Raw genomic sequence first — 24,398 nt, 5'->3', positions numbered from 1 at the left:
TCGCCCGGACCTGCATCTTCAACGACTACGGGGCAACGCTGCCATGACCCATATCCTTGCCATCGACCAGGGCACGACCTCGTCACGGGCGATCCTGTTCGACGCGGAGCTTCGCCCGGTCGCTTCGGCACAAGAGGAATTTCCGCAGCATTATCCTGCCTCCGGCTGGGTTGAACATGATCCGGCAGATCTTTGGGCCACCACGGCGGCAACAGCGCGGGCGGCCATTGAACGGGGGGGCCTTGGCGCCGGCGCCGTGTCTGCCATCGGCATTACCAACCAGCGCGAAACCACCCTGCTGTGGGACCGTGCGACCGGCCAGCCATTGCACAATGCTATTGTCTGGCAGGACCGCCGCACTGCCCCGATCTGCGAGCGCTTGCGTGCCGCCGGACACGAGGCACTGATTACCGCGCGGACCGGGCTGCTGCTGGACCCCTATTTCTCGGGCACCAAACTGAAATGGTTGCTTGATACCATTCCCGGCGCCCGTGAGCGTGCCAGAAGCGGGGAACTGGCTTTCGGCACCGTGGATAGCTGGCTGATCTGGAATCTGACCGGCGGCAAGGTGCATGCCACCGATGCCACCAATGCCTCGCGCACCCTGCTTTATGACATCGGGGCGAACCGCTGGGATGCCGATATCTGCGCGCTTCTGGATATTCCCATGGCGCTGCTGCCCGAGGTGCGCGACTGCGCGGATGATTTTGGCACCACGCGGCCCGATCTGTTCGGACGGGAAATCCCGATCCTCGGTGTTGCGGGTGACCAGCAGGCGGCGGCAATGGGGCAGGCATGCTTTCAGCCCGGCATGATGAAATCGACCTATGGCACCGGCTGTTTTGCCTTGCTGAATACCGGGGCGGATCGCGTGCCCTCGACCAACCGGCTGCTCACCACCATTGCCAGCCGTCTGGACGGCAAGACCAGCTATGCGCTGGAAGGTTCGATCTTCATCGCGGGGGCAGTGGTGCAATGGCTGCGTGATGGTTTGAAGATCATCCGCAGCGCGCCGGAAACGCAGCCGCTGGCCGAAAGTGCCGATCCGTCGCAAGAGGTGATCCTCGTTCCCGCCTTCACCGGCCTTGGCGCGCCCTACTGGCGGCCCGAATGCCGGGGGGCGATCTTCGGATTGACCCGCAACTCCGGCCCCGCCGAACTGGCACGGGCTGCACTGGAAAGCGTGGGCTACCAGACGCGTGATCTGCTGGAGGCGATGCGCTCTGACTGGGGCGCCGCCGCCGACGGTGTGCTGCGGGTTGACGGTGGCATGGCGGCAAGTGACTGGGCGATGCAGTTTCTGGCTGACCTTCTTGGCGCGCCGGTGGATCGGCCGGTTGTGACGGAAACCACGGCCCTTGGTGCCGCATGGCTGGCAGGCTGGCGCGCGGGCCTGTGTCCGGGTCCAGAAGATTTCGCAAAAGGCTGGGCGCTGGAGCACCGCTTTACGCCGACGATGGCACCTGACCAGCGCGAGGAGAAATACGCGCGCTGGTCGCGGGCTGTGGCGGCAACCATCGCTGCCGCCTGAAAGGGCAGGGGGCCAATTACCGCTCTGCCCCCTGACCGTCTTAATCCAGCCGGCGCAGAATACCCGCGAGTTTCCCGAACAGCTGCTGAATTTCGTCCTCCGTGATGATCAACGGCGGGGACAGGGCGATGATGTCGCCGGTCACGCGGATCATCAGACCTTCGGCCCAAGCCATCTTCATCGCTTCGGTGCCGCGCGCGCCGGGGGCGCCGGGACGGGGCTGCAACTCGACAGCGCCGACCAAACCCAGATTGCGCAGATCCGCCACATGCGGCAGGCCCTTCAGGCTGTGCACCGCCTGTTCCCACAAGGGCGCAAGCGCATCGGCCCGCGCAAAAAGGTCGTTCCGGCGATAGCTTTCCAGCGAGGCCAGCGCCGCCGCAACGGCGAGCGGATGCGCAGAATAGGTATACCCGTGGAACAGCTCGATCGGGGCATCGGCGTTTTCCATGGCCGAGGTATAGATCCTTTCGTCCACGATCACAGCGCCCATTGGCACACTGCCATTCGTCAGGCCCTTGGCGGTGGTGATGAGGTCGGGCTTCACGCCAAAATATTCGGCGGCTGATGCGCGGCCCAGACGGCCATAGGCGGTGATCACCTCGTCGAAGATCAGCAAAATGCCGTAGCGGTCGCAAATCTCGCGCAGGCGTTGCAAATAGCCGACAGGTGGCAGCAATACGCCCGTCGATCCCGCCATCGGTTCGACAATCACCGCCGCGATGGTCGAGGGGTCATGCAGTTCCGCGATGCGGATCAGATCGTCGGCCAGTTCAGCGCCATGCTCCGGGCAGCCGCGGGAAAAGGCATTGCGCGCCGGATCATGGGTATGGCGCATGTGATCGACACCGTTCAGCAGCGTGCCGAACTGGGCGCGGTTCTTCACGATACCGCCGACCGAGATACCGCCGAAACCCACGCCGTGATAGCCGCGCTCGCGCCCGATCAGTCGGGTCCGTGCGGCATCACCACGCATCCGGTGATAATGCAGCGCAATCTTCAGTGCGGTATCGACGGATTCCGAACCGGAGTTGGTGAAGAACACATGGTTCAGCCCGGCGGGGAACAGATCGGCCAGTTTCGACGCCAGTTCAAACGCCTGCGGGGTGCCGAAGTTGAAATGCGGCGCATAATCCAGCGTCGAGATCTGTTTCTGCACCGCCTCCACGATCAACGGGTCATTGTGGCCCGCATTCACGCACCACAGGCCTGCCGTCGCATCCATGATCTGTCGGCCGTCGTGGCTGGTGTAATACATGCCATCTGCGGCGGTGATCAGCCGGGGGTCCTGATGGAAGGCCCGGTTGGCGGTGAAAGGCATCCAGAAGCTGCCCGGATCGTTTGGAAGGGCGGGGCGGTCCATCGGTATCTCCCTGTCATGCGATTGGTCTGACTGGTGTGATCCTGCTTCCGTCGCCGATCAATCGTGCTTTGATCGAAAAATCATCTTGCTGTTTTTACGTTGATATTTTCCAATCTGCTTTGGATAGAAAGCAGGAAATCAGATGGCCGAAGCCTCCCCCTCCGCCGATGCCATGGTCGCACGCCGTTTGCGGGTGCTGCGCCGGTCCAGAGGGCTGTCGCAGCGCGAGCTGGCCCGGCGGTCTGGCGTGGGCAGCGGCACCATCAGCCAGATCGAGTCGATGGCGATGCAGCCGTCGGTCTCGGTGCTGAAGAAAATCCTCGACGGGGTGCCGATGGATCTGGCCACCTTCTTCAGCTTCGAGCTTTCCACCGATACCGCGCGGGTGTTCCGGCGCGGCGAACATGTGGACATCGGCGCGCCGGGGGTGAAATACCTGCTGATCGCCGCGCAGCGCCCCGGCCGCAACCTTCAGATGCTGCATGAATTCTACCAACCCGGAAAGGACTCAGGTCGTCGTGTCCTGTCGCATGAAGGGGAGGAATGCGGTGTGCTGATCACGGGCACACTGGAGGTAACGATCGGTGATGAGGTGCATGTGCTGAATGCAGGTGACGCCTATTACTTTGCCAGCACGATCCCGCATCGCTTTCGCAATATCGGGGCCACGGTCTGCGAAGTGGTCAGCGCCTGCACACCACCTTCGTTCTAGAACACGCGGTCGGCGGCTGTCAGACAGCGGTTACAATCCACTATTGATCGCGGCTTTTTGCCAGCGCACTATACCCGGCAACGCCCGGATTCCCCGTGCCCGTTGAAAACGCGCCCGCAAAGAGGCGCCGAGGGCACCGGGACCGGCACGATGACCATGCAGCCTTTTTGGGGAGGAAAGGCCATGATGTGTTTCGACGAGTGGAACAGTTGTATCCTCAACAACTGTGGCCACTACTATAGCAAGCCGGTGAAGAACACCCGCAAGCCGGTCGGAATCTTCAGCCTGCGCCGCCGTCACGGGGTCGATATCGCCGACATGCAATGCGAGATCGACCAGATCGAGCGGCTGCGCGCGGGCATTCGCCGCGATGACCATGAATACATGTTCCTGCTTATGCAGAAATCCGGCGAGATGCGGGTGGCACATAATGGCCGCGACGAGGTTCTGACTGCCGGTGACAGCCTGCTGATGGATTCGACCCGCACCGCCGAATTGCGGTTTGACGGCAAGGCGGCATCGTTCCTTTCGGTGCATCTGCCGCGCAGCCTGTGTCTGGCGGGGCGCGGCACCAGCCCGATGACCGGGCGGCGCGTGGAGAGGTCCCATCCGCTGCGTCCCAGCCTTGATGCGCTGATGCATGGCGAAGGCCCCGGTGACAGTCAGGCCGACTATCTGTTCGATTTCATCGCCATGATGTTCCGCCCCGAGGACAGGGCAGGGGATGCCTCCGCCTTCCGCGACCGGCACGGGCGTTTCCGGTATATCTGTGACACGATCGAGCGGCATGTCTCTGACAGCGACTTTTCGGTCGAGCGGCTGGCCGGGCTGGTGCATATGTCCCGCAGGCAGTTGCAGCGCGATTTCCGCGACAACGGAACCACCTTTACCCGCGTGCTTTGCGAAGCGCGGATGAAGCTGGTTGCCAGCCATCTGCGCCGCGCCGCGCGGCTGAAACAGCGCCCGGCGATTTCCGATCTCGCCTATCAGGCCGGGTTCAGTGACCTGTCGCACTTCAATCGCAGCTTCCGCCAGATCTATGATCTTTCGCCGGGCGGCTACTATGACGATCACCTGCAAAGCCTGATCGAACATTGATCTGAAATGCTTTTTTTGGCGCAGGGGGCCGCTTTTCTGGCGCAACCCGCCAAGACCCGGCCCGCGCCGCCGTGATCTGGTTTTCATCCAGAACCGAGGGGAGGCGGTCGAGGATGAACAGAATGGATGTGCAGAGTCTGACCGGACCGAACCCGCCCTTGTCTGGCAGGGTGGCTTCGACACAACCCATCCTCCGCCCCACCCCCCGGCTTCCGGCGGGACCGCGTCGCCGTATGAAACCCCTAGTCACTTCAGCAGGTCGCCAAATGAAACATCATCTTCTGCTTTCGCTTTCGATACTGGCCGTTACCGGCAGTCAGGTTCTGGCGCAGGAAAAAGACATCCAGCCAGAAACACTTGCCGTCGAGGCGCAGATTTCCGAAGGGAACCATATCTACCTGATGGATATGGGCATCTCGGGGTCCAGCTCGATCTTTGTGTTGAATGCCGATGATCTGTCGCTGGAAGGCAACATGGGGGCAGGCACCTTCAGCCAGATGCTGATGAGCGCGGATGGCCAGTCGATCTATACCGGCTCGGTCTACATGAAGCGCTACACGCGTGGTCCCATCGAGGCGGTGATCGAGGAATACGACCCGCAGACGCTGAACCTGCGGCGCGAATTCACGGTGTCCGACAAGATGGCCCAGACGCTTAGCCAGAAGGGCGCGCTGAACCTTTCGGCGGATGGCAAATACATGCTGGTCCAGAATGCCACGCCCGCGACCTCGATCAACGTGGTCGATCTGGCGGCGGGGAAGGATCTGGTCGAGGTGCCGACCCCCGGCTGCTGGACCGCCTATCCCGCGACCGAAGGGCTGGCCTTCACCACCATCTGCGGTGACGGCTCGCTGGTGAAATACACCGTCGGTGCGGATGGCACGGTCAGCGAACCGGCGAAATCGGACAAGATCTTTGACGCCGATACCGCGCCCATCTTCGCCACTGCGCTGCGGATCGACGGCAAGCTGGTCTATATCTCGTTCGACGGCAAACTGCTGGAGGTTGATGACAGCGGCGACAAGCCGGTGCTGGGACGCACGATGCCCTTTGCCACCGACGGCTGGGCGCCTTCGGGCTATACGCTGATGGCCTATCATGCCGCGTCGAAAACCCTGTTCGTGATGATGCATTCCAATGCCGCCGACGGCACGCACAAGAACCCGGCGGAAGAGATCTGGGCGATCAACATGACCAGCGGCGCGGTCGTGGGCCGCAGCGCCGCACATGGCGAGACCAACATCACTGTCAGCGCGGGCGATACTCCGCAACTGATCGGCGTGGATCATCTGGGCGGGTTGCATCGTTATGACGTGACGCTGGGCGATACCGTCAGCCTGACGGAAAGCGCCGCCAAGGAAGGGGCTGCCTTCTTCCCGACGATGATCGCAACGGATTACTGAGATGGCGGCGCTTGCCTCTCTTGCTTCGGTGACGGTGACCAGCTTTCTGGTCATCGTGCTGGCGCGGGCGGTCTGGCACAAGGTGGAACGGTTCCTGGAAACCGTGGGCTTCGCGCAGGGCTATGGGCTGGTGCCCGAGGCCTGGGCTGCCCCGGTGGTCCGTCTGCTGACCGGGCTGGAAGCGGCAACAATCCTCGCGCTGATCCTGCCGGTCTCGCGCCCCTTCGGCGGGCTTCTGGCGGCGGGTCTGTTCGCGGGTTACGGCGCCATCATGGCGGCGGCGCTGGCACAGGGGCGCAGCCGGATCGACTGTGGTTGCGGCGGTCTGCCGCAATTCGTGTCTGCCTTCACCTTGGGTCGCAATGCCGTGCTGACCGCACTTGCGCTGTCGGTGGCGCTGCTGCCCGCAGCCCCGGTGCCGCAGTTCGACGTTGCCGTCGCCATAGCCGGCGCGCTGGTCCTTGTCGCCATCTACACCATCATCGAGCGCCTCGCCTCGCATCTGCCCCATATCCGGCAGGGAGACCTCTAGCATGAACCTTCTGATCTTCTCGAACATCCTGCTCTGGGTCGTGGTGCTGATCCAGCTTGCGGTGATCTTCGCCCTTGCCCGCCAGATTGGCATCCTGTTCGAGCGTGTCTCGCCTGTTGGCGCGATGCTCTCGGATGCGGGGCCTGCGCTGGGTGACAAGGTTCCGGCGCTGGCCTTGCCCAACCTCAACGGGCCGGGGCTGACCCTGGGCCGGGCAGGGGGGCGTGCGCAACTGGTGTTCTTCCTGTCCACCAGTTGCCCGATCTGCAAGGCGCTGCTGCCCGCGCTGAAATCCATCAAGGCCGATGAACAAGGTTGGCTCGACGTGGTGCTGGCCTCCGACGGACGCGAGCAACTGCACCGCCGCCTGATCGAATCCGAAGCCCTTGAAGCCTTCCCCTATGTCCTGTCCTCGGAACTGGGGATGAGCTTCAAGGTCTCGAAACTGCCCTTCGCCGTGCTCATCGACAAGGATGGCAAGGTGGCGGCCAAGGGTCTCGTGAACAGCCGTGAACAGCTTGAAAGCCTGTTCACCGCCTCTGAAACCGGCATCCCGTCCTATCAGGCCGCTGTGGCCGGGATGACCTCCTGACATATCGTTACATCAAGAAGGAAACCGACATGACCCGTTTCATCGACAGATTCCTCAAGCGCCTTGACGGCGCGACCGAGGCCAACATCCGTTCCTCCGCGCGCCGCAACGGCCGCCGGTCCTTCCTTGCGCGCACCGGCATGGCGTTGCTGGGCGCCGCCGTCTCGGTGCCGGTGCTGCCCTTCGACCGGCGTGCCTTCGCCTCGACCGAGGGCGGCGCGGCGGACCCGTGCAGCTACTGGCGGCATTGCGCCATCGATGGCTTCCTGTGCGAGGATTCCGGCGGCTCGCTGACGTCCTGCCCGCCGGGCAGCAGCGTCTCTGCCGTGTCCTGGGTCGGCACCTGTTCCAACCCCGATGACGGCAAGGAATACCTCATCAGTTACAACGATTGCTGCGGGAAGCCCTTCATCCCCAGCGCGACCTTCTGCAACAACAACAAGGGCGAGCGCCCCGGCTATCGTATGGGGCTTTACAACGACATCAACTGGTGCACCGCCAATACCGACAAGGGCTACCATTGCACTGTGTCGGTTGTCGTGGGCATGGCCGATTGATGCGCGTCGCGCTGCTTGTCGCCGGTCTTGCCGGTCTCCTGTCCGGTCCAGCATCCGCCGAGGATGCAGGGGCGGCCCTGTTCGATGTGCATTGCGCGGCCTGTCACAATACCGGCGGGATCGGCACACCGGGGCTGGCCCCGCCGCTGAACCGGCCGGATTTCTGGCAGGCGCTTGGCGACAAGGCCCCGACTTATATCAGCGGTATCGTCACCAAGGGTTTCGCCAAGCCGATCACCGTGAACGGCGAACGCTATATGGGGCTGATCATGGTGCCGGTCGCCGGAACCACGGATGAGGAACTGGCGCAGATTACCACCTGGGTTTTGTCTGATCTGGGCCAGACCGACCAGTCGGTGACGCCTGCCCAGATCGCGGAGATGCGGGCCAGCATGACCACGCAGGATGACCTCAAGGCCCTGCGTCCGCCAACGGAGTGACGGGATGATGAGACAGGCTCTTCTGGCTTCGCTTCTGGTTCTGGCCACGGCTGCGCCGGGTGTCGCGGGCAATACCGCGACGTCACCCCGTGCGAATTATGTGCTGCATTGTTCCGGTTGCCACGGCATGCAGGGCCTTGGCACGGCGGAGGGCGGTATCCCCGCCTTCCCCGATTCTGTCGGCCATATCGTCAGCATCGAGTCCGGCCGCGATTACGTCATGCATGTGCCCGGCGTGGTCGGGAACAACATGACCAATGCGCAGATTGCCGAGGTGATGAACTATATCCTCGATCAGTGGTCTGACGGCAGAGGGCATTTCACTGAAGCCGAGGTGACGCGCCGTCGGGAAACGCCCATTGGTGATGTCGTTACCTATCGCCGCAAAGTGGTTGAGGAACTGCGCACATCGGGCATCGAGATTGCGGAATATCCCTGGCCGTGAACGGGCGGTTCCGGCGCTGTTGATCCTTGCGGTCATGGCGCTGGCCGATCCATGGCGCTCGGGCGGGGTGTTCTGGGATTTCGGCAATGCGCTGGGGTTTCTGGCATTGGCGGGTCTCATGTTTCAGATGATCCCCGGCCCGCGTGGCGCCTCGCGCCCGCACGAGTTGCTGGGCTACTGGATTCTGGCTGTCGCCGTTCTGCACAGCTTCTGGTTTCTGGCGGGCGATGCTGTGGTGCGGTTCTACCTGTTGCCGGGTGGTCCCCCGCATATGTGGCTGGGCCTTGCCGGTCTGTTGCTTCTGGCGGGGCTGAGCAGCCTTGCCCGCATGCCCGACCGTCTGCGCCTGCATCCGAGCTATCGTGGCTTTCGCAGGGTACACCGCCATCTGGCGCTGGCTTGTCTTGCCGCGACGCTGCTGCATGTCCTGCTCGGCGGATTCTATTTGCCCTACTGGTGGCAGGGGGCGGCTTTGACCGGGGTTGCGCTGGCTTGTGCCTATGGTCGGCGGATCTGGTCGCGTTCATTTCCCGCGCCGGTTGCGGCCTGTCTGGGTGCGGGCGGGGTTGCGGTGATCCTGTTTGTGCTGATCCGCGAGGTAATGGCATGAAGTGGCTGCTGGTCGCGCTGTTTCTGGCGGGGGCGGCGCTGGTCTTCACCGGATTGCCGACGGGCCAGCCGCTGCCGGATCGCACGGCCCGTTTCGGGGGCAGCCTTGCGGTGCTGCCCATGACCTTCACCCATCAGTCGCATTTCGGCAAACCCTGTGCGACCTGCCACCATGAGTTCGCCGACAATACCACCGGCCCACCCTGCATGACCTGCCACGTCACAGACCCCAAGGCCGCCCCGCTGCTGGAGGCGCAGTTCCATGGCCTGTGCCAAGGCTGCCATATCGACGAACACGCGGCGGGCAGGCCCTCTGGTCCCACCCGCCGCTGCATCGCCTGCCATCTGGACGATCACGGGTTCTGAGCCGCCTCGTTGCGCAGCATCTCCTGCATCCGGTCGCGCATGACGAATTTCTGCGGCTTGCCTGTGGCGGTCAGCGGCAGGTCAGTCACGATCCGCACATGACGCGGGATCTTGAAATGCGCGATCTGGCCCTTGCAGTGATCGCGCAGACTTTCGGCCGCCAGCGTGCTGCCGGGTTTCAGCACGACCCAGGCGCAGACCTCTTCCCCGAAGGTATCGTCGGGGATGCCGAAGACCTGCACATCGCTGACCTCGGGGTGGCGGATCAGGAATTCCTCGATCTCGCGCGGATAGATGTTCTCGCCGCCCCGGATGATCATGTCCTTCACCCGTCCGACGATGGTGCAAAAGCCTTCCGCATCCAGCACCCCCAGATCGCCGGTGTGCATCCAGCCGTCTGTGATGCTGGCCTCCGTTGCGGCCTCGTCGCCCCAGTAGCCCGCCATCACCGAATAGCCGCGCGTCCACAGCTCGCCCTTTTCGCCCACCGGCACGGTGTTGCCCTCGGCGTCCACCAGCTTCACCTCCAGATGCGGATGGATGCGGCCCACGGTTTCGCAGCGCTTTTCGGTGGGATCGTCGGTAAAGCTTTGGAATGAGACGGGCGAGGTTTCGGTCATGCCATAGCAGATCGTCACCTCGCGCATGTGCATGTCGCGGTTCACGCGTTTCATCACCTCGATGGGGCACAGTGCTCCCGCCATGATGCCGGTGCGCAGAGTGGACAGGTCGCGGTGCTGGCGATCCAGTTCCTGCAACATGGCGACGAACATGGTAGGCACGCCGTAACAGGCGGTGGCACCTTCCGCCGCGATGGCGTCAAGCGTCTGCGCGGGGGTGAAGCCCTCGCCGGGGAAGATCATTTTCGCGCCCTTGCTGACCGCGCCCAGCACACCCATCACCATGCCGAAGCAGTGATACAGCGGCACCGGAATGACCAGCCGGTCAGCCGGGGTCAGCGCGATGCGGTCGGTCACGAAACGGGCGTTGTTGACGATGTTGAAATGCGACAGCGTGGCGCCCTTGGGCATTCCCGTCGTGCCCGAGGTGAACTGGATGTTGATCGGGTCCGAAGGCGTCAGCCCGGCCTCGATGCCGTCCAGCCGCACCAGAAGGGCAGGGGTGGCGCGGCCGGTCAGTTCGGTGAAGGCGATCATCTCGGGCGGGACGTCATCGCCCATCACCACGACATGGCGCAACTCCGGCAGGCGGGCGGAAGCCAGCGGCCCGTCACGGCCCAGTTCCGGTGCCAGTTCGCGGATCATGCCCACATAATCCGAGCTTTTGAACGAACAGGCCGTGACCAGCACGCGGCAGCCTACCTTGTTCAGCGCATATTCCAGTTCCGACAGGCGGTAGGCGGGATTGATGTTCACCAGAAGGGCGCCGATGCGCGCGGTGGCGAATTGCGTCAGCACCCATTCCAGCCGATTGGGTGACCAGATGCCAACGCGGTCGCCCTGCGTCACCCCCAGCGACAGAAGGCCGGCGGCGCAGCGATCCACCTCTTGCGCGAAGGTGTTATAGGTCAGCCGTTGTCCGCTTTCGCAGAACACCAGCGCCTCTGCATCGCCATGGGCGGCGACGGTCTCGCGCAGAAGCTGCGGGATGGTGGCCTGTTTCAGGGCGGGCTCCATCGGGCCTTTGACATGCGACAGCCCTTCGCGCGGGGCGGCGCCTGCCGCCATGGCATGAGACATCCTCGATCTCCGATAAATGGCAGGGCCTGCCCGGCGGGGGCCGGACAGGCAGACCTGTTGCAAGGGTGGCCTCAGCCGCGGGCGACGTTGATGACCTGCATCTGGGTATATTCGGCCAGCCCCTCGACCGACTGTTCCACCCCCAGACCCGAACCTTTGAAACCCGCCATCGGGATATGTGGCCCGATGTTGAGCTGCTGGTTCACCCAGATGGTGCCGGATTCGATCTGGCCTGCGATCTCGGTCGCCTTGTCCAGATCGGCGGAATGGACCGACCCGCCCAGCCCGTAGTCCGAGGCATTGGCCCGCGCGATCACGTCATTCACGTCGCTGAAGCGGATCACCGGCAGGATCGGGCCGAACTGTTCCTCATCCACGATGCGCTGGCCGTCTGTCACGTCGCGCACGATGGTCGGGCTGATGAAGTAACCCTTGCCGGTGCGCGTCTCGCCCCCGGCGATGATGCGACCGCTTGTGCGGGCATCTTCCAGATAGCCCTTCACCTTTTCAAACTGCGCCTTGTTCTGGATCGGGCCGACGGTGGTGCCCTGTTTCAGCCCGTCATCGACCACGGCTGCCTTGGCAATATCGGCCAGCGCATCGCAGAAATCATCATAGATCGCGTCATGCACATAGGCACGCTTCACTGCCATGCAGACCTGTCCGGCATTGAGGAAGGCACCGCCATACACCTTCTCGGCGGTCGTCCGCACATCGACATCGGGCAGCACGATGGCCGGATCATTGCCGCCCATTTCCAGCGTCACGCGCTTCATGGTGTCGGCGGCGGTTGCCATGATGCGTTTGCCGGTCTGCGACGATCCGGTGAAGCCGATCTTGGCGATGCCGGGATGGGCGGTCATTTGCGGGCCAAGGTCGTTATCGTCGGTCAGCACGTTGACCAGACCGGCGGGAAAGACCCGCGCGCAGATCTCGCCCAGCTTCAGCGCCGTGACTGGCGTTGTTGGCGCAGGTTTGAGGATGAGCGCATTCCCCGCCATCAGCGCCGGACCGATCTTCCAGCAGGCCAGCAGCAGCGGAAAGTTCCATGCCACGATGGCGCCGACCACGCCCAGCGGCTTGTGCCGGGTCTCGATGCGGAACTGCGCATCGTCCTGAATGATCCGGTCGGGCAGGTCCAGCGTCGCAGTATGCAGAAGGTAACCTTGGCTCCATTCCACCTCACCCGCCGCCTCGGGCAGCGGTTTGCCCTGTTCCAGCGTGATGGTGCGCGCAAGGTCGTCGGCAGCGGCGCCGATGGTGGCGGCCAGTTCGCCGATCTTGGCGCGGCGCTCGGCCATGCTGGTTTTCGCCCAAGCCTTTTGCGCGGCAGTGGCAGCGGCGACGGCCTCGTCCAGCTGCGCCCCGGTCGCATGCGGCACGCGCGCGAACACCTCTTCCGTGGCCGGGTTGATGACGTCAAGCATACGCTCACCCGCCACCAACTTGCCGTTGATGAGCATCTTGTAATCCATGCTGTCCTCCCTTGACGGCTGAGCGCCGTCCCTCTGCCCGGAGCTTAGGCGGGGAAGGGCGGTGGAGTCTGGGGCTGGCGCGCCAATGGCTTCGCTTGCAGTGCCAAAATAATCCTTTCAGATCAATGGATCACGGAGCACCCGTTATTCCGTGCCAATCTCTGGTCCTGCGATATGCACCGCCAGAAGGCAGCCGTTGGGGGTGTAGGAGTTGTGTTCCGTGCCATCGCGGTAGAACACCAGATCGCCGGGGCGGAACACGGTGCCGTCATCCTCGATCAGTTCACCCTCAAGGATCAGAAACTGCTCGTGACCGTTGTGGATATGGCGGCGCGTGGTCATGCCCGCAGGCATCCGGTAGACGTGAAAGCCCTCGCCCAGTGGGCGGCCATCGTCCAGTTGCAGGATGTCATCCCCCAGCGCCATGCCATCGGGATAGACGAAGGGGGTATATTCGGCCTCGTGGATATTGGCGATGCGGCGGTCTTCGGGGGAAAAGCCCATATGCGTCTCCTTCATGTCAGGCGGGGGGAACTGTGGACGACAAAGCCTCTGAACAGCGTCAGCAGAACTTCGGTGGCTGAAATTTCGTCGGCGGGGCAGGTGAAGATGTCGCGGTCCAGCACGATCAGATCGGCGGAAAAGCCGGGGCGCAGCATGCCGGTAAATCCTTCGCGCCAACAGGCGCGGGCGGCATGGGTGGTATAGCCCAGCACGCATTCCTGAACTGTCAGGGCCTGATCGGGCAGGAAGGGTGGCTTTGGGCCCTCGACACGCCGGGCCTGCCGGGTGACGGCGGTTTCGATGATCTCGAACGGGTTCAGTGTGCTGACCGGCCAGTCAGATGACAGGCACCAGTCGGCCCCGGCGTCCAGCATCTTGCGGAACGCATAGGTGTCGCCCAGCCGGGAGGGGCCGATCATGTCCAGCGCGATGTCCGGCACCACCGGATCGCGCCGCGCCCAAAGCGGCTGGATATTCGCGGTGGCAAGCCCTGCCAGCCGGGCATGATCGGCCGGGTCCACCAGTTGCAGATGCGCAAGCTGGTGCTGCGCGGGCCAGGGGCCATTTGCCGCACGCGCGGCCTCTAGTCCGGCGATGGCGCGGCGGGTGGCAGCATCGCCTATCGCGTGGACATGGATCGCAAAGCGCGCGGCATCAAGCGCGGTGAACAGCGCGGCGGTCTGGTCGGCGCCGAACATGCAGGGTGCATTGCCGGGGGCATCGGCATAATCGGCCAGAAGGGCGGCGGTGCGGTTTTCAAACACGCCATCCATGAAGAATTTGGCGGAATGCACATGAAATTCCGGCCCCGGATGTCCGGCACGCAGCGCGGTCAGCCGGGCCAGCGCAGTTTCCGGTGTATCCGCCTCGGTCACCAGCGCCGCGCCCGCAACACGCAGGGACAGGGCACCTTCACGCGCGGCGCGTCCGTAGAGCGCGGCTTCGGTGGCGGTGATCTTCGGGTCCAGCACCCCGGTCAGGCCATGGGCATTGGCATGGGCCTGCCCGGTCATCAGCCCCTGCATCAGATGCGCCTCGGTCAGTTGCGGCAGGCGCGCGGTGGCCCAGGGGATCGCCTCTTCATGCAGCATGCCGGTGGCTCGCCCGCCCGCATCGCGCAGGATATGGCCATTCGGCGGGTCGGCTGTATCGGCGCCGATCCCGGCGATTTCCAGCGCGCGGCTGTTCAGACAGGCGTTATGATAGCTGCTGTCGAAGATCACCACCGGCCTGTCGGGCACCGCCCGGTCCAGCAGCGCGGCGGTCAGGTTGTGATCGCCGAAAATTCCCGGTTGCCAGCCTGCCCCCAGAATAACTGGCAGATCGGGTTTTGCCCGCGCATGGGCCGATAATGCCTCCAGCAGCGCCGCTTCATCCGCCACCTCGTAAAGCTGGGCCGCAGTCGCAAGGTCGGTGCCACCGGACAGCAGATGGATATGCGCGTCCTGAAACCCCGGCAGCACCAGCCGACCGCCCGCGTCGATCATCTCCGCCATTTCGGGCGGGTGGCCAAGGCCAAGCGCCACAACCCGTCCGTTACGGCACAGAAGCCAGTCGGCCATCGGATTGGCCGGATCCATGGTGCGGATGCGCGCATTGTGGATCAGCAGGTCAGACATCGGGCAGCATCTCCAGCCTGTCCCAGTCGGTTGCGGGCAGGATACGGGCGGGCAGGGTCACGTCGCGCGTCCAGACATAGATGGCAAGGAAGGGCAGGGACCCCACGCGGGTCAGATGCGGTTGCTCCGGCGGGTTCCAGACCGGCATATGCGCGGGTTTCATCACAAGTGGTCGGTCTGCCCCGAAGCGCCAGCCATGCGGGCCGGTGAGGGGCGCATAAAGTTCAGGCGCCGGATGGGCGTGATCGCGGTAAAGCAGGCCGGGCGCGATCAGGAACAGGCCCATGTCGAAATCATCCGCTGCGAAGGGGGCGCCGTCACCCAACACCGGGGCAAAGGCATGGCCTTCGGCGAAAGCCGGGCCGATCTCGTCCGGCGGATAGGCATCGTAGCGCTGCCATTCCAGCAGCGGCGCGGCAGCCGCTATTGCCTGCGCCAATCCGAGGTGGCCGCCGTCAAGCGTGGCCAGTGCCGGGGCGAGCCAGCGATCTACCACTGTGTTGCCGTTTGACCGGGGCGCGGAAGGCCTGCCCGGATCGGGCGGCAAGCCCGTGCGCACCTCGGCCGCGCCAGGATGATCCAGCGCCAGAAGATAGTCGCGCAGGGCATGGTAAAGACCTGCCAGCGGCGAAGCCTCCGGCAAGGCAGGCACCGGCGGCAGATGGCGTTCGGCAAGGATCGGCGCGGGGTCGCGGGCATCATGGGCTGCGGCCTCGCGGTAGACCTCCAACTGCGGCTCTGACAGCAGCCCGTCGCGCCACAGCGCCATCGCCGCGCCGTAGCGCACACGCCCTGATCCCGGCACACCCAGCGGGCAGTGAAGAAGGCAGCGCGCGTCAGTCATTGCTGCGATAGGCCATGCGTTCATCGGCGCGCCTGCGTGCCTCGGCACGGTTCATCACGATCCCGGCCACCACGACCCCCATACCCACGGTCAGCACCATAAGCGTTGCCAGCGCGTTGATGTCGGGCGTCACCCCCAGCTTGACCTTGGACCAGATGAGCAGCGGCAGCGTCGTCGCCCCCGGCCCGGTGGTGAAGGAGGTGATGACCACATCGTCCAGCGAGATGGTGAAGGCCAGGAGCCAGCCCGACAGGATGGCCGGGCTGATGACTGGCAGCGTCACGTCGAACAGCACCTGCCAAGGTCGGCTGCCCAGATCCATCGCCGCCTCCTCGATCGCGCGGTCCGCCTGCAACATGCGCGCCTGTACGATGGTCGAGACGAAGACCATGGAAAAGGTGATATGCGCCAGCGTGATGGTAGTGAAGCCCCGGCTGCCGGGCCAGCCGATCCAGTCGGCCATCAGGATGAAGAAGATCAGGCTGGAAATCCCGGTGATGACCTCGGGCATGATCAAGGGTGCGGTCACCAGCCCGGTGAACAGCATCCGCCCCCGGAACTTGCCAAACCGTGCCAGCGTGATGCCAGTCATCGTGCCAAGGATGGTCGCGATGGTGGCCGAAACCAGCGCGATCTTCAGCGACAGCATCAACGCCTCGATCACCTGCCGGTTCGACATCAGCGAGACATACCACTTGGTCGAGAACCCGCCCCAGACCGTTGCCAGCCGCGAAGCGTTGAAGCTGTAGACGATCATCGACAGGATCGGGATGTAGAAGAAGGCAAAGCCGAAGCACAGGACGGTAATCAGGAAGACCGGGCGGCGGTTCATTTCGACCCCTCCGCCTTGGCCTGATAATGGCTGTAGATCATGGTCGGCACCACCATGATGAGCAGCAGGACCACAGCCACGGCCGAGGCCATGGGCCAGTTGCGTGCGGCTGAAAACTCGTCCGAGATCAGCCGCCCGATCATCGGGCTGGAGGCATCGCCCACCAGTGTCGGAATGACCAGTTCGCCCGCAGCCGGGATGAAGACCAGCATGCCGCCCGCGACGATTCCCGGCACCGATTGCGGCAGCGTCACGTCGCGGAACACCTGAAACGGGCGGCTTCCCAGATCCATCGCCGCCTCGTCCAGCGTCGGGTCCAGCCGTTCAAGGCTGGCGTAAAGCGGCAGGATCATGAAGGGCAGGTAGGTATAGACCATGACCAGCACGACAGCGAAATTCGTGTTCATCATCGGCACGGATTTCACCGCCCAGTCCACCGGGACCAGCAGGTTCCAGCTATCTGTCAGCAGCCGGTTGAACCAGCTGTTCCGCCCCATCAGCCCCATCCACGCATAGACGCGCAACAGGAACGAGGTCCAGAACGGCAGGATCACCAGCATGAGCAGGATATTGCGCCAGCCATTCGACACCCGGCACAGCCCCAGCGCCATCGGATAGCCGATCAGCAGACACAGAACCATGGCCAGCCCCGCATTCGCCAGCGAGGTCAGAAAGGCGCGCAGGTAAAGCCCGTCACCCAGCACACGGGCGTAGGAATCCCAGTTCAGCAGCGGGTATTCCCCGCCGAAAGAGATGGGCGGGGCGGTCGGGGTCTTCGTCCCTAGGCTCATGGCCGCGACGATCAGGAAGGGCAGCAGGAAGAAGATCAGCAGCCACAGATAGGGTGCGCCGATCAGGATGTCGGCCCAGCCACGACGATCGAACCAGCGGGAGAGACGCGCAAGCATCGGCCTACTCCGCCAACACGAGAACGGACTCCGGCTCAAACCCCAGCCAGACCGCATCGTCCCAGTCGGCCACCTCGGCACCGCGCCGGGCATTCACTGCATGAGCCTGCACCAGCGTGCCCGAGGGCAGGGTGATGCGATAAAGGCTGTCCTTGCCGAAATAGGCGAGGTCTTTCACCGTGCCCTCAAAGGCATTAACCGTCTCGGGGCGAGTTCTCGAGATGCCGGCCTTTTCGGGCCGCAGCGCCATGGTCACTGCCTGACCGGGGCTGACGCCCGGCACGTCACGGGCCAGAACCTCAGCCCCGAAGGCGGGCACCGCCAGCCGCAGCGCGCCGCCCTCGCGCGCGATCACCGTCGCCTCGAAAGTGTTGATCGAGCCGATGAAGCCTGCCACGAAGCGGTTGTTCGGGAATTCGTAGACCTCGTTCGGGGTGCCGACCTGCCGCACCTCGCCCTTGTCCATCACGGCGATGCGGTCAGAAAGGGTCATGGCCTCTTCCTGATCATGGGTCACCACGATGAAGGTGACGCCGGTGCGCTGCTGGATCGACATCAGCTCGAATTGCGTATGTTCACGCAGCTTCTTGTCCAGTGCGGCCAGCGGCTCGTCCAGCAGCAGAAGTTTCGGCTGCCGTGCCAGTGCGCGAGCCAGTGCCACGCGCTGCCGCTGCCCCCCGGAAATCTGATGCGGCTTGCGGGCGGCAAAAGGCGTCAGTTGCACCAGTTCCAACATTTCGCGCACGCGCTCGGCCTTGGCGCTGCGGCTCATCGGTTCGTGCTTCAGCCCGTAGGCCACGTTCCGCTCGACCGTCATATGGGGGAACAGCGCATAGGACTGGAACATCATATGCACCGGGCGGTTCCATGGCGGCACCCCCGCCATGTCGCGCCCGTCAAGGAAGATGCGCCCGGCCGAGGGCTCCTCGAACCCCGCCAGCATGCGCAATAGCGTGGTCTTGCCGCAGCCAGAGCCGCCAAGCAGCGAAAAGATCTCGCCCTTGGCGACATCAAGCGTCACATCGCGCACCGCCTGGAAACTTCCGAAACGCTTCGATACCCCTTCGATGCGCAGAAAGGGTTCGGCGGGGGCCGCCATGATCAGCCGCCCGTCTTGATTTCGGTCCAGACGCGGGTCATCGCCTCTTCCTGTTCAGGCGTTTGAGGCTGAGGCGTGTAAAGCCGCGACAGGGTTTCGGCATCGGGATAGACGGCCGGGTCGCTGGCAATTGCGGGGTCCACCAACGGGGTTGCCGCCTTGTTGGCATTGGCATAGCCGGTGTAATTGGTGCAGGCGGCCGCCACCTCGGCGCGTAGCATGTAGTCGATGAACTTGTAGGCATTGTCGGTGTTCGGCGCGTCGGTCGGCATGCTCCACAGGTCGAACCATGCGGGGGCGCCTGTGCGCGGCACGAAATAGGCGAGGTTCATCTCGATCCCGGCCTCCGCCGCGCGGGCTTTGGCCACGCCATAGTCGCCCGACCAGTTGTTCACCGCGCAAAGCTCGCCATTCGGGATGGCGGTCAGATAGTTGGAATTGTCGAAGGTGGCGATATGGGGACGGATCGCCGCAAAAGCTTCGGCCATCTTCGCCATTTCGGCGGGGCCAGCGGTGTCGGGGTTGATGCCCAGCCATTTCAGCACGGCAAAGCCGATGTCGGTCGGGCTGTCTAGGATCGAGATGCCGCAATCCGCCAGCTTCGCCGCGTTTTCGGGTTTGAACAGCGTGTCGAGGCTGTTCAGGTCGGCATCGGGCAGCCGTTCCTTCACCATGTCCAGATTATAGGTGATGCCGACCGAGCCCCACATGTAGGGCACGCCATGGCTGTTGCCGGGGTCGAAGCCTTCGACGATCTTCAGGATTTCCGGGTCCAGATTGCCCCAGTTCGTCAGACGACTGTGGTCGATCTTCTGGTAAACGCCAGCCTGAACCGCCTGCGGCAGCGTCAGCCCGGCCTGAAGCACCACATCGTAACCCGAGGAACCGGCCAGCATCTTGGCCTGCATTTCCTCGGAGCTGGCATAAAGGTCATAGACCACGCCAATCCCGGTTTCGGCCTCGAAATCGGCGATGGTGGTTTCGCCGATATAATCCGACCAGTTGTAGACATTGACACTTCCGGCGGCAGCCCAGGATGGGCGCACATAGGGCGTTGCAAGCGTGGCGCCCAATCCGATCAGGGCATGGCGGCGGTTCAGTCTCATGGCGTTCTCCCTGGTGTTATGATTTTTGATCAGATTACGGCGCTGCGACTGACTGGCAAGTCAATTCTGCATTCGCGGCTGCCATCCGGTCCTCGGGCGGGGCATCCGCCTGCGTCATCACCGGCAAAAGCGTGCGCAGGCCATCGTGGTGGCAGCGCAGCCCGTATTCCAGATCCGACAGGTGGAACCCTTCGAAAGCCGAGGATTTCATCGACTCATTTGACCAGATCGACAGTTGCTGATCCTCGGCCGAGGTTTCGCGGTCGATCCGATAGGCCAGATAGCGCGCCGCCCGCGCCTGACGGGTTTCACCGGCCCAGCGGTAAAGCCGCCCGGTCAGCCGGGTCTTTCCCACGCTCAGCGGCAGATCCTGATAGAACTGCGCCCCTTCCGGGGTCATGGCGATGACGGTGTTCGGAAACAGCCCATAATACGTCCATGCCTGTTGCAGATGCAGCGGCAGGTCTGCACGCGGGGGGGACAGCTTCACATAGTGCCGCACCGACCAGCCGCGCCCTGGCGCGTCGCCAAAGTAGCCATGCGAAATGTTCAACCCACTTTCCAGATACAGGTCGCGGTATGTGCGGCCGTAAAGCTCTTGCAGTGCCGGGTGCGCCATGGCGACGTGATAGCCCTCGTTGTCCACGTCACGCACCGATTTCCAGTTTACCGCAAGGTCCGAGGCCCAGTGCGGAAGCTGCACCGGCAGCAGATCGCCCAGCCGGTAGGCGGTGAAATCGGCATCGTAGGGTGCCAGAAGCTCGGCGATAGCGGGCTGCGGGCCGGGGGTGAAGCGAATGAAGATGAAGCCGTGAAACAGGCTCATCTCGATGGGTTTCAGCCCGAAATCCTCGCGCTGCATGGCACCGAAGCTGGACGGCTTTGCCGCCCCGCGCAAGGTGCCGTCCAGATTATAGACCCAGCCGTGAAACGGACAGACGATGGCGCCCTTGCAATGACCGGAATCGCCATCGACCACCCTTGCGCCGCGATGACGGCACAGGTTGTGGAAGGCCCGCACCACGCCATCGGCGCCGCGCATGATCACGGCGCGTTCACCCAGCAGATCAAAGCTCAGCCAGTCGCCGGGGTTGGGGATGTCGCATTCATGTCCCGCCAGTTGCCAATGCGTCAGGAACAGCTTTTCGCGCTCCAGCGCGAACAGGGCCTCGGAGTGATAGGTCCATGCGGGCAGGCCCTTGCGGTGCCAGTCATTCGGGACAGGGGATGCGGAATAGGGAAGTTCGGTCACGGGCGGTCCTCCATTTCGGCCAGAACCCATTGGTGAAAGCGGTGAATCTCGTATTCCTCGGGCATGAGCCGCGCCGCCGTGAAGGCGGGGGAGCGGATGCCGCGCTGGTTCATCTCGGCCGCAGCGCCATCCTGTTCCAGCACGATTTTTGCGAAGGCGGCGACGGCGGCCGGGTCGAAGCCGGGTTGCGCCAGCGTATCGGGCGCGAAATGCCATTCGGCCACCAGCCGCGTGCGTTCCGGCGCCAGCGGCTCGATGCGCACGGATCGCACATGATCGACATGGGCCACGACATAGGCCGTGGGCCAGAAGGTGACGAAGCTGTAGCCTGCCTGTCGTTCAGCCTCGGTCAGCCCCGCAAAGTCCGGGCCGCAGGGGGTGCCGTCCATCGTCCAGCTTTGCGCTCCGGGACGCAGGTTGGGGCCGGGCGGCGCGTCGGGTGTCCAGCCCGGCGCCTCGTTCGCCGCCATGATGCCGCGCCCGTAGACCGGAACCATGGCGCAAAGCTCGGGGTGGATGCCGGGGCAATGCAGGCATTCGGAATAGTTTTCCCAGAAGGTTTTCCAGTTGCAGGCGATTTCGGCCTGCCAGCGGTGGCCGGTGAGCAGCCCCGCCATCGGCCAGTTATCCAGCGTCGTCAGCCCGACGTCGGCCTGCAAAGGGCCGGGATCTGGCGAGAGATTCAGGAACAGAAAGCCGTTCCAGACCCGCAGCGATACAGGTTTCAACCCATGCGCCGCGCGGTCGAAGTCTGCCGTGGGCACTGCGTGGCCGGTGGCAACCAGCCGCCCGTCACCGGACGCAAAGGCGAAGGCGTGATAGGGGCAGCGGATCAGCTTGCCGAGCGGCTCGACCTCGGCGCGGCAGAGTTCTGACCCGCGATGCGGACAGGAGTTGTGAAAGGCGGACAGGCTGCCCGCGCTGTCACAACCCACGATCACCTGCGCCGCGCCGACCGTGACGCGCCGCATCGTTCCGGCGGTGAAATCGGCCACCCGCCCGGCCATCACCCAGTTATGGGCAAAGACCGACGTCATCTCATGCTCGTACCACTCCGGCGTCAGATAGGCCGCGCGTGGCAGCCCCTCGGGGCAATGACCAAGGCGGGGCGACAGCGGGTGAGGATCGTGCTGCATCGGTTGCATTCCGGCAGGGGAGGGGGTCAGGAGGCTTTTTCGGCCGTCTCAAGATGTTCCAGTGTCAGGTCAACGGCGGTTTCCACCGCCTTCAGCGTGTCGGTCAGACAGGCAGGGTCCAGCCCGTGCGCTTCGCACATGAACCAAGGCTCGCGCGAATCCGGTTCGCAGATCACGCCCAGATCGTGCAGAAAATAGGCCATCTGATCGTAGAACGAATAATCCGATGTCTTCCAGGCGCGGTAATTGTCGGGCGGCTCGGCTGCGAAGAACAGGCCGAACATTGAATCATGCCCTGTATAGGAATGCACGATGCCCCGCGCATCAAGGATCGAGCTGACCCCGGTTTTCAGCCGCGCGCCGTAATCGGCCAGAGTCGCCAACGCCGGTGTTTCGTCAAGGATGCGCAGGCATGCCTCGGCGGCGGCAAGGCTGACGGAATGGGCGGTATAGGTGCCGCCATGGCTTGCCCCGCCACAGCGGAAACAACGCATGACATCTGCGCGCCCGGTTATGACGGCAATGGGATAGCCGTTGCCCATTGCCTTGGCGAAAGTGGAAATGTCGGGCCGCACGCCCAGCAGGCTTTGCACCCCGCCTTTCGCCACACGAAATCCGGTCTTCACCTCGTCGATGATCAGAAGCACGCCGTATTGGTCGCATAGTTTGCGGGCCAGTTGCACATATTCGGCGCGGGCAGAGATGGCGCAGCAATTGCCCTGAATTGGTTCGATCAGCATGGCGGCCAACTGATCGCCATGTCTGCGGAAGGTGTCTTCCAGCCGCTGCATGTCATTCATCGGCACAAGATGCGCCAGTTTGCGCACGGTCGGGGGAATACCCTTGCCGTAGGGCACCACTTCGGGGTCGGCATTGCTGCCTGCGTCCCAACCCTCCACATCGGCCTGCCACATCGCGGCGTCGAACAGCCCGTGATAGCCGCCTTCCACCAGCAGATAGCTTTCACGCCCGGTATAGGCCCGCGCCAGCCGTAGTGCGCCCATCACCGCTTCGGTGCCGGAGTTGGAAAATCGCACAAGCTCGGCCGAAGGCACCATCTTGGCAATGCGGTCTGCCACTGCCAACTCGCGTTCGGTGGACAGGGCGAATACGCCGCCGACCTCCATTCCGCGGCGCGCGGCTGCATCCACGCGATTATCGGCATAGCCCAGGATCGCCGGACCATAGCCCAGCCGGTAATCGACATAGTGATTGCCGTCGATGTCGCGGATGCGGCCGCCCTTACCCTCTGCCAGATAGATCGTCCGGTCCTCGCCCCAGTATCGGAAAGTCGAGGACACGCCCAAGGGCAGCCGTTGTACCGCGCGGCGGAACTGGGCGTTGGAACGGGACAGGTCGCGGCGGGGCATCTGCATCATTGGGGGTATCGCGGGGTTGTTGCTGTTCCGGTCAGCCTGTCACTCGACTGACTGAACTGTCAATCAGAACTTTTGCTTTTCGCCCCCGTCCGCTTGCGGTAAACCGGAAGCGTTGTTTTGCCGAGGCGCCCGTGACCGATCCCGTTTCCACCGATGAAAAGCGCCCGCCCCGGACGCTCAGCCGTGAGGCCCGGCGCAGCCAGTTGATCGAGGCCACGATCGAGACGCTGGCCGAACGCGGCTATTCGCGCACCACGCTGACCGAGGTCGCGCGCAAGGCGGGGCTGTCGCACGGGCTGGTGCTGTTTCACTTTGAAACCAAAGCGAAACTTCTGGCAGATACGCTTGACTACCTGTCAGATGAATACCGCGAAAACTGGCAATCCGCGCTTGAGAGGGCAGGGCCACGGCCCGAGGATCAGCTTGCCGCGCTGATCCGGGCCGATTTCAACCCGGCAATCTGCACCCCCGGCCGTCTGGCGGCATGGTGTTCGTTCTGGGGGGAAAGCCAGAACCGGCCGATCTATCAGGCGCGCTGCGGGTCCAACGACGATCATTACAACGATACGCTGGAACGAATCTGCGCGCGGATGAATGCCGAGCATGGCTACGCCCACAACCCGGCCCGCGCGGGGCGGCTGATCCGGGTCACGGTCGAAGGGGTCTGGCTGGATCTGATGACCATGGCCAATCCCTATGACGCGGCCGAGGCGCTGCGCACGGTCTGGACGGGCGCAGGTGCGCTCTACCCCCGGCATTTCACCCCCGAAGGGCCGGAAACGGCGGTCTTTTGATCGGCATTGCCCGCCTGAAGTGTTGCGTCATTTCTGCCGTCGCGCAGGAATGACGATGCGCTGACGCTGGGACAGGCATTGTCTGCTCATGCACCGCGGCCA

Annotated in this window: 25 protein-coding genes; 12 read left to right on the top strand and 13 right to left on the bottom strand. The window is 63.8% G+C overall.

Going from position 1 to position 24,398, the window contains the following annotated elements; translation table 11 throughout:
• Nucleotides 1-43 precede the first annotated feature (43 nt).
• The gene (glpK, locus tag D2N39_RS14640; RefSeq protein WP_119135576.1) at nt 44-1,531 is read left to right on the top strand and encodes a glycerol kinase GlpK; all 1,488 of its coding nucleotides are present in this window, start codon (nt 44-46) and stop codon (nt 1,529-1,531) included.
• Between the two features lie 40 nt (nt 1,532-1,571).
• Here the strand turns inward: glpK and D2N39_RS14635 are convergent, their stop codons facing one another.
• Nucleotides 1,572-2,894, bottom strand: a complete 1,323-nt coding sequence (locus D2N39_RS14635; RefSeq protein ID WP_119135523.1) for an aspartate aminotransferase family protein — start codon at nt 2,892-2,894, stop codon at nt 1,572-1,574.
• A gap of 142 nt (nt 2,895-3,036) precedes the next feature.
• Between D2N39_RS14635 and D2N39_RS14630 the strand changes: the two genes are divergently transcribed.
• The 10 genes from D2N39_RS14630 (at nt 3,037) to D2N39_RS22935 (ending at nt 9,648) form a co-directional block, all read left to right on the top strand.
• Complete coding sequence (locus D2N39_RS14630) at nt 3,037-3,606, top strand: cupin domain-containing protein (RefSeq protein WP_199725259.1); 570 nt, start codon at nt 3,037-3,039, stop codon at nt 3,604-3,606.
• 183 nt (nt 3,607-3,789) lie between these two features.
• Nucleotides 3,790-4,704: a helix-turn-helix domain-containing protein gene (locus D2N39_RS14625; protein WP_158589847.1), complete on the top strand. Its 915-nt coding sequence runs from the start codon at nt 3,790-3,792 to the stop codon at nt 4,702-4,704.
• Between the two features lie 266 nt (nt 4,705-4,970).
• On the top strand, nt 4,971-6,107 hold the full coding sequence (locus D2N39_RS14620) for an amine dehydrogenase large subunit (protein ID WP_158589846.1): 1,137 nt from the start codon (nt 4,971-4,973) through the stop codon (nt 6,105-6,107).
• A gap of 1 nt (nt 6,108) precedes the next feature.
• Nucleotides 6,109-6,639: a MauE/DoxX family redox-associated membrane protein gene (locus D2N39_RS14615; protein WP_119135520.1), complete on the top strand. Its 531-nt coding sequence runs from the start codon at nt 6,109-6,111 to the stop codon at nt 6,637-6,639.
• A 1-nt stretch (nt 6,640) separates the two neighbouring features.
• Complete coding sequence (locus tag D2N39_RS14610) at nt 6,641-7,231, top strand: redoxin family protein (protein ID WP_119135519.1); 591 nt, start codon at nt 6,641-6,643, stop codon at nt 7,229-7,231.
• Between the two features lie 29 nt (nt 7,232-7,260).
• Complete coding sequence (locus D2N39_RS14605; RefSeq protein ID WP_119135518.1) at nt 7,261-7,788, top strand: methylamine dehydrogenase light chain; 528 nt, start codon at nt 7,261-7,263, stop codon at nt 7,786-7,788.
• Nucleotides 7,788-8,228: a c-type cytochrome gene (locus D2N39_RS14600; protein ID WP_119135517.1), complete on the top strand. Its 441-nt coding sequence runs from the start codon at nt 7,788-7,790 to the stop codon at nt 8,226-8,228. The genes D2N39_RS14605 and D2N39_RS14600 overlap by 1 nt, the downstream gene beginning before the upstream one ends.
• A gap of 4 nt (nt 8,229-8,232) precedes the next feature.
• Nucleotides 8,233-8,673 (top strand): c-type cytochrome, encoded by a 441-nt coding sequence (locus tag D2N39_RS14595; RefSeq protein ID WP_119135516.1) that lies wholly within the window; start codon nt 8,233-8,235, stop codon nt 8,671-8,673.
• Nucleotides 8,651-9,283, top strand: coding sequence for a hypothetical protein (locus D2N39_RS22940; RefSeq protein ID WP_158589845.1), 633 nt, complete (start codon nt 8,651-8,653; stop codon nt 9,281-9,283). Before D2N39_RS14595 ends, D2N39_RS22940 begins: the two co-directional genes overlap by 23 nt.
• A complete protein-coding gene (locus D2N39_RS22935; protein ID WP_158589844.1) occupies nt 9,280-9,648 on the top strand; it encodes a cytochrome c3 family protein in 369 nt (122 codons plus the stop codon). The genes D2N39_RS22940 and D2N39_RS22935 overlap by 4 nt, the downstream gene beginning before the upstream one ends.
• Here D2N39_RS22935 and D2N39_RS14585 read toward each other — a convergent pair.
• The 12 genes from D2N39_RS14585 to D2N39_RS14530 form a co-directional block, all read right to left on the bottom strand.
• A complete protein-coding gene (locus tag D2N39_RS14585) occupies nt 9,636-11,348 on the bottom strand; it encodes an AMP-binding protein (RefSeq protein WP_119135514.1) in 1,713 nt (570 codons plus the stop codon). The two genes, D2N39_RS22935 and D2N39_RS14585, sit on opposite strands and share 13 nt — an antisense overlap.
• A gap of 71 nt (nt 11,349-11,419) precedes the next feature.
• The gene (locus D2N39_RS14580) at nt 11,420-12,823 is read right to left on the bottom strand and encodes an aldehyde dehydrogenase family protein (protein ID WP_119135513.1); all 1,404 of its coding nucleotides are present in this window, start codon (nt 12,821-12,823) and stop codon (nt 11,420-11,422) included.
• A gap of 144 nt (nt 12,824-12,967) precedes the next feature.
• Nucleotides 12,968-13,327: a cupin domain-containing protein gene (locus tag D2N39_RS14575; RefSeq protein WP_119135512.1), complete on the bottom strand. Its 360-nt coding sequence runs from the start codon at nt 13,325-13,327 to the stop codon at nt 12,968-12,970.
• 11 nt (nt 13,328-13,338) lie between these two features.
• The gene (locus D2N39_RS14570) at nt 13,339-14,946 is read right to left on the bottom strand and encodes an amidohydrolase (protein WP_119135511.1); all 1,608 of its coding nucleotides are present in this window, start codon (nt 14,944-14,946) and stop codon (nt 13,339-13,341) included.
• Complete coding sequence (locus tag D2N39_RS22930) at nt 14,939-15,814, bottom strand: dimethylsulfonioproprionate lyase family protein (protein WP_158589843.1); 876 nt, start codon at nt 15,812-15,814, stop codon at nt 14,939-14,941. Before D2N39_RS22930 ends, D2N39_RS14570 begins: the two co-directional genes overlap by 8 nt.
• Nucleotides 15,783-16,622, bottom strand: coding sequence for an ABC transporter permease subunit (locus D2N39_RS14560; RefSeq protein ID WP_119135510.1), 840 nt, complete (start codon nt 16,620-16,622; stop codon nt 15,783-15,785). The genes D2N39_RS22930 and D2N39_RS14560 overlap by 32 nt, the downstream gene beginning before the upstream one ends.
• Nucleotides 16,619-17,530, bottom strand: a complete 912-nt coding sequence (locus D2N39_RS14555; protein ID WP_119135509.1) for an ABC transporter permease — start codon at nt 17,528-17,530, stop codon at nt 16,619-16,621. The genes D2N39_RS14560 and D2N39_RS14555 overlap by 4 nt, the downstream gene beginning before the upstream one ends.
• Before the next feature lie 4 nt (nt 17,531-17,534).
• Nucleotides 17,535-18,629, bottom strand: coding sequence for an ABC transporter ATP-binding protein (locus D2N39_RS14550; RefSeq protein WP_119135508.1), 1,095 nt, complete (start codon nt 18,627-18,629; stop codon nt 17,535-17,537).
• Nucleotides 18,630-18,631: 2 nt separating this feature from the next.
• Nucleotides 18,632-19,735, bottom strand: coding sequence for a polyamine ABC transporter substrate-binding protein (locus D2N39_RS14545; RefSeq protein ID WP_119135507.1), 1,104 nt, complete (start codon nt 19,733-19,735; stop codon nt 18,632-18,634).
• A gap of 34 nt (nt 19,736-19,769) precedes the next feature.
• Nucleotides 19,770-20,987, bottom strand: a complete 1,218-nt coding sequence (locus D2N39_RS14540) for an aromatic ring-hydroxylating oxygenase subunit alpha (RefSeq protein ID WP_233557178.1) — start codon at nt 20,985-20,987, stop codon at nt 19,770-19,772.
• Nucleotides 20,984-22,123 carry an aromatic ring-hydroxylating oxygenase subunit alpha gene (locus tag D2N39_RS14535; RefSeq protein ID WP_158589842.1) on the bottom strand — a complete coding sequence of 380 codons (1,140 nt, stop codon included), beginning with the start codon at nt 22,121-22,123 and terminating at the stop codon, nt 20,984-20,986. Before D2N39_RS14535 ends, D2N39_RS14540 begins: the two co-directional genes overlap by 4 nt.
• Nucleotides 22,124-22,149: 26 nt before the next feature.
• Complete coding sequence (locus tag D2N39_RS14530; RefSeq protein ID WP_119135504.1) at nt 22,150-23,502, bottom strand: aspartate aminotransferase family protein; 1,353 nt, start codon at nt 23,500-23,502, stop codon at nt 22,150-22,152.
• A gap of 131 nt (nt 23,503-23,633) precedes the next feature.
• On the opposite strand from D2N39_RS14530, the gene D2N39_RS14525 reads away from it, so the two are divergent.
• Nucleotides 23,634-24,296 (top strand): TetR family transcriptional regulator, encoded by a 663-nt coding sequence (locus D2N39_RS14525; RefSeq protein WP_158589841.1) that lies wholly within the window; start codon nt 23,634-23,636, stop codon nt 24,294-24,296.
• The last annotated feature ends 102 nt before the right edge of the window (nt 24,297-24,398 follow it).

The organism is Gemmobacter lutimaris, assembly GCF_003570715.1.
Taxonomy (GTDB): Bacteria; Pseudomonadota; Alphaproteobacteria; order Rhodobacterales; family Rhodobacteraceae; genus Gemmobacter; species Gemmobacter lutimaris.
Note: the sequence above shows the minus strand (reverse complement) of the source record. Positions and strands in the feature narration are given on the sequence as shown.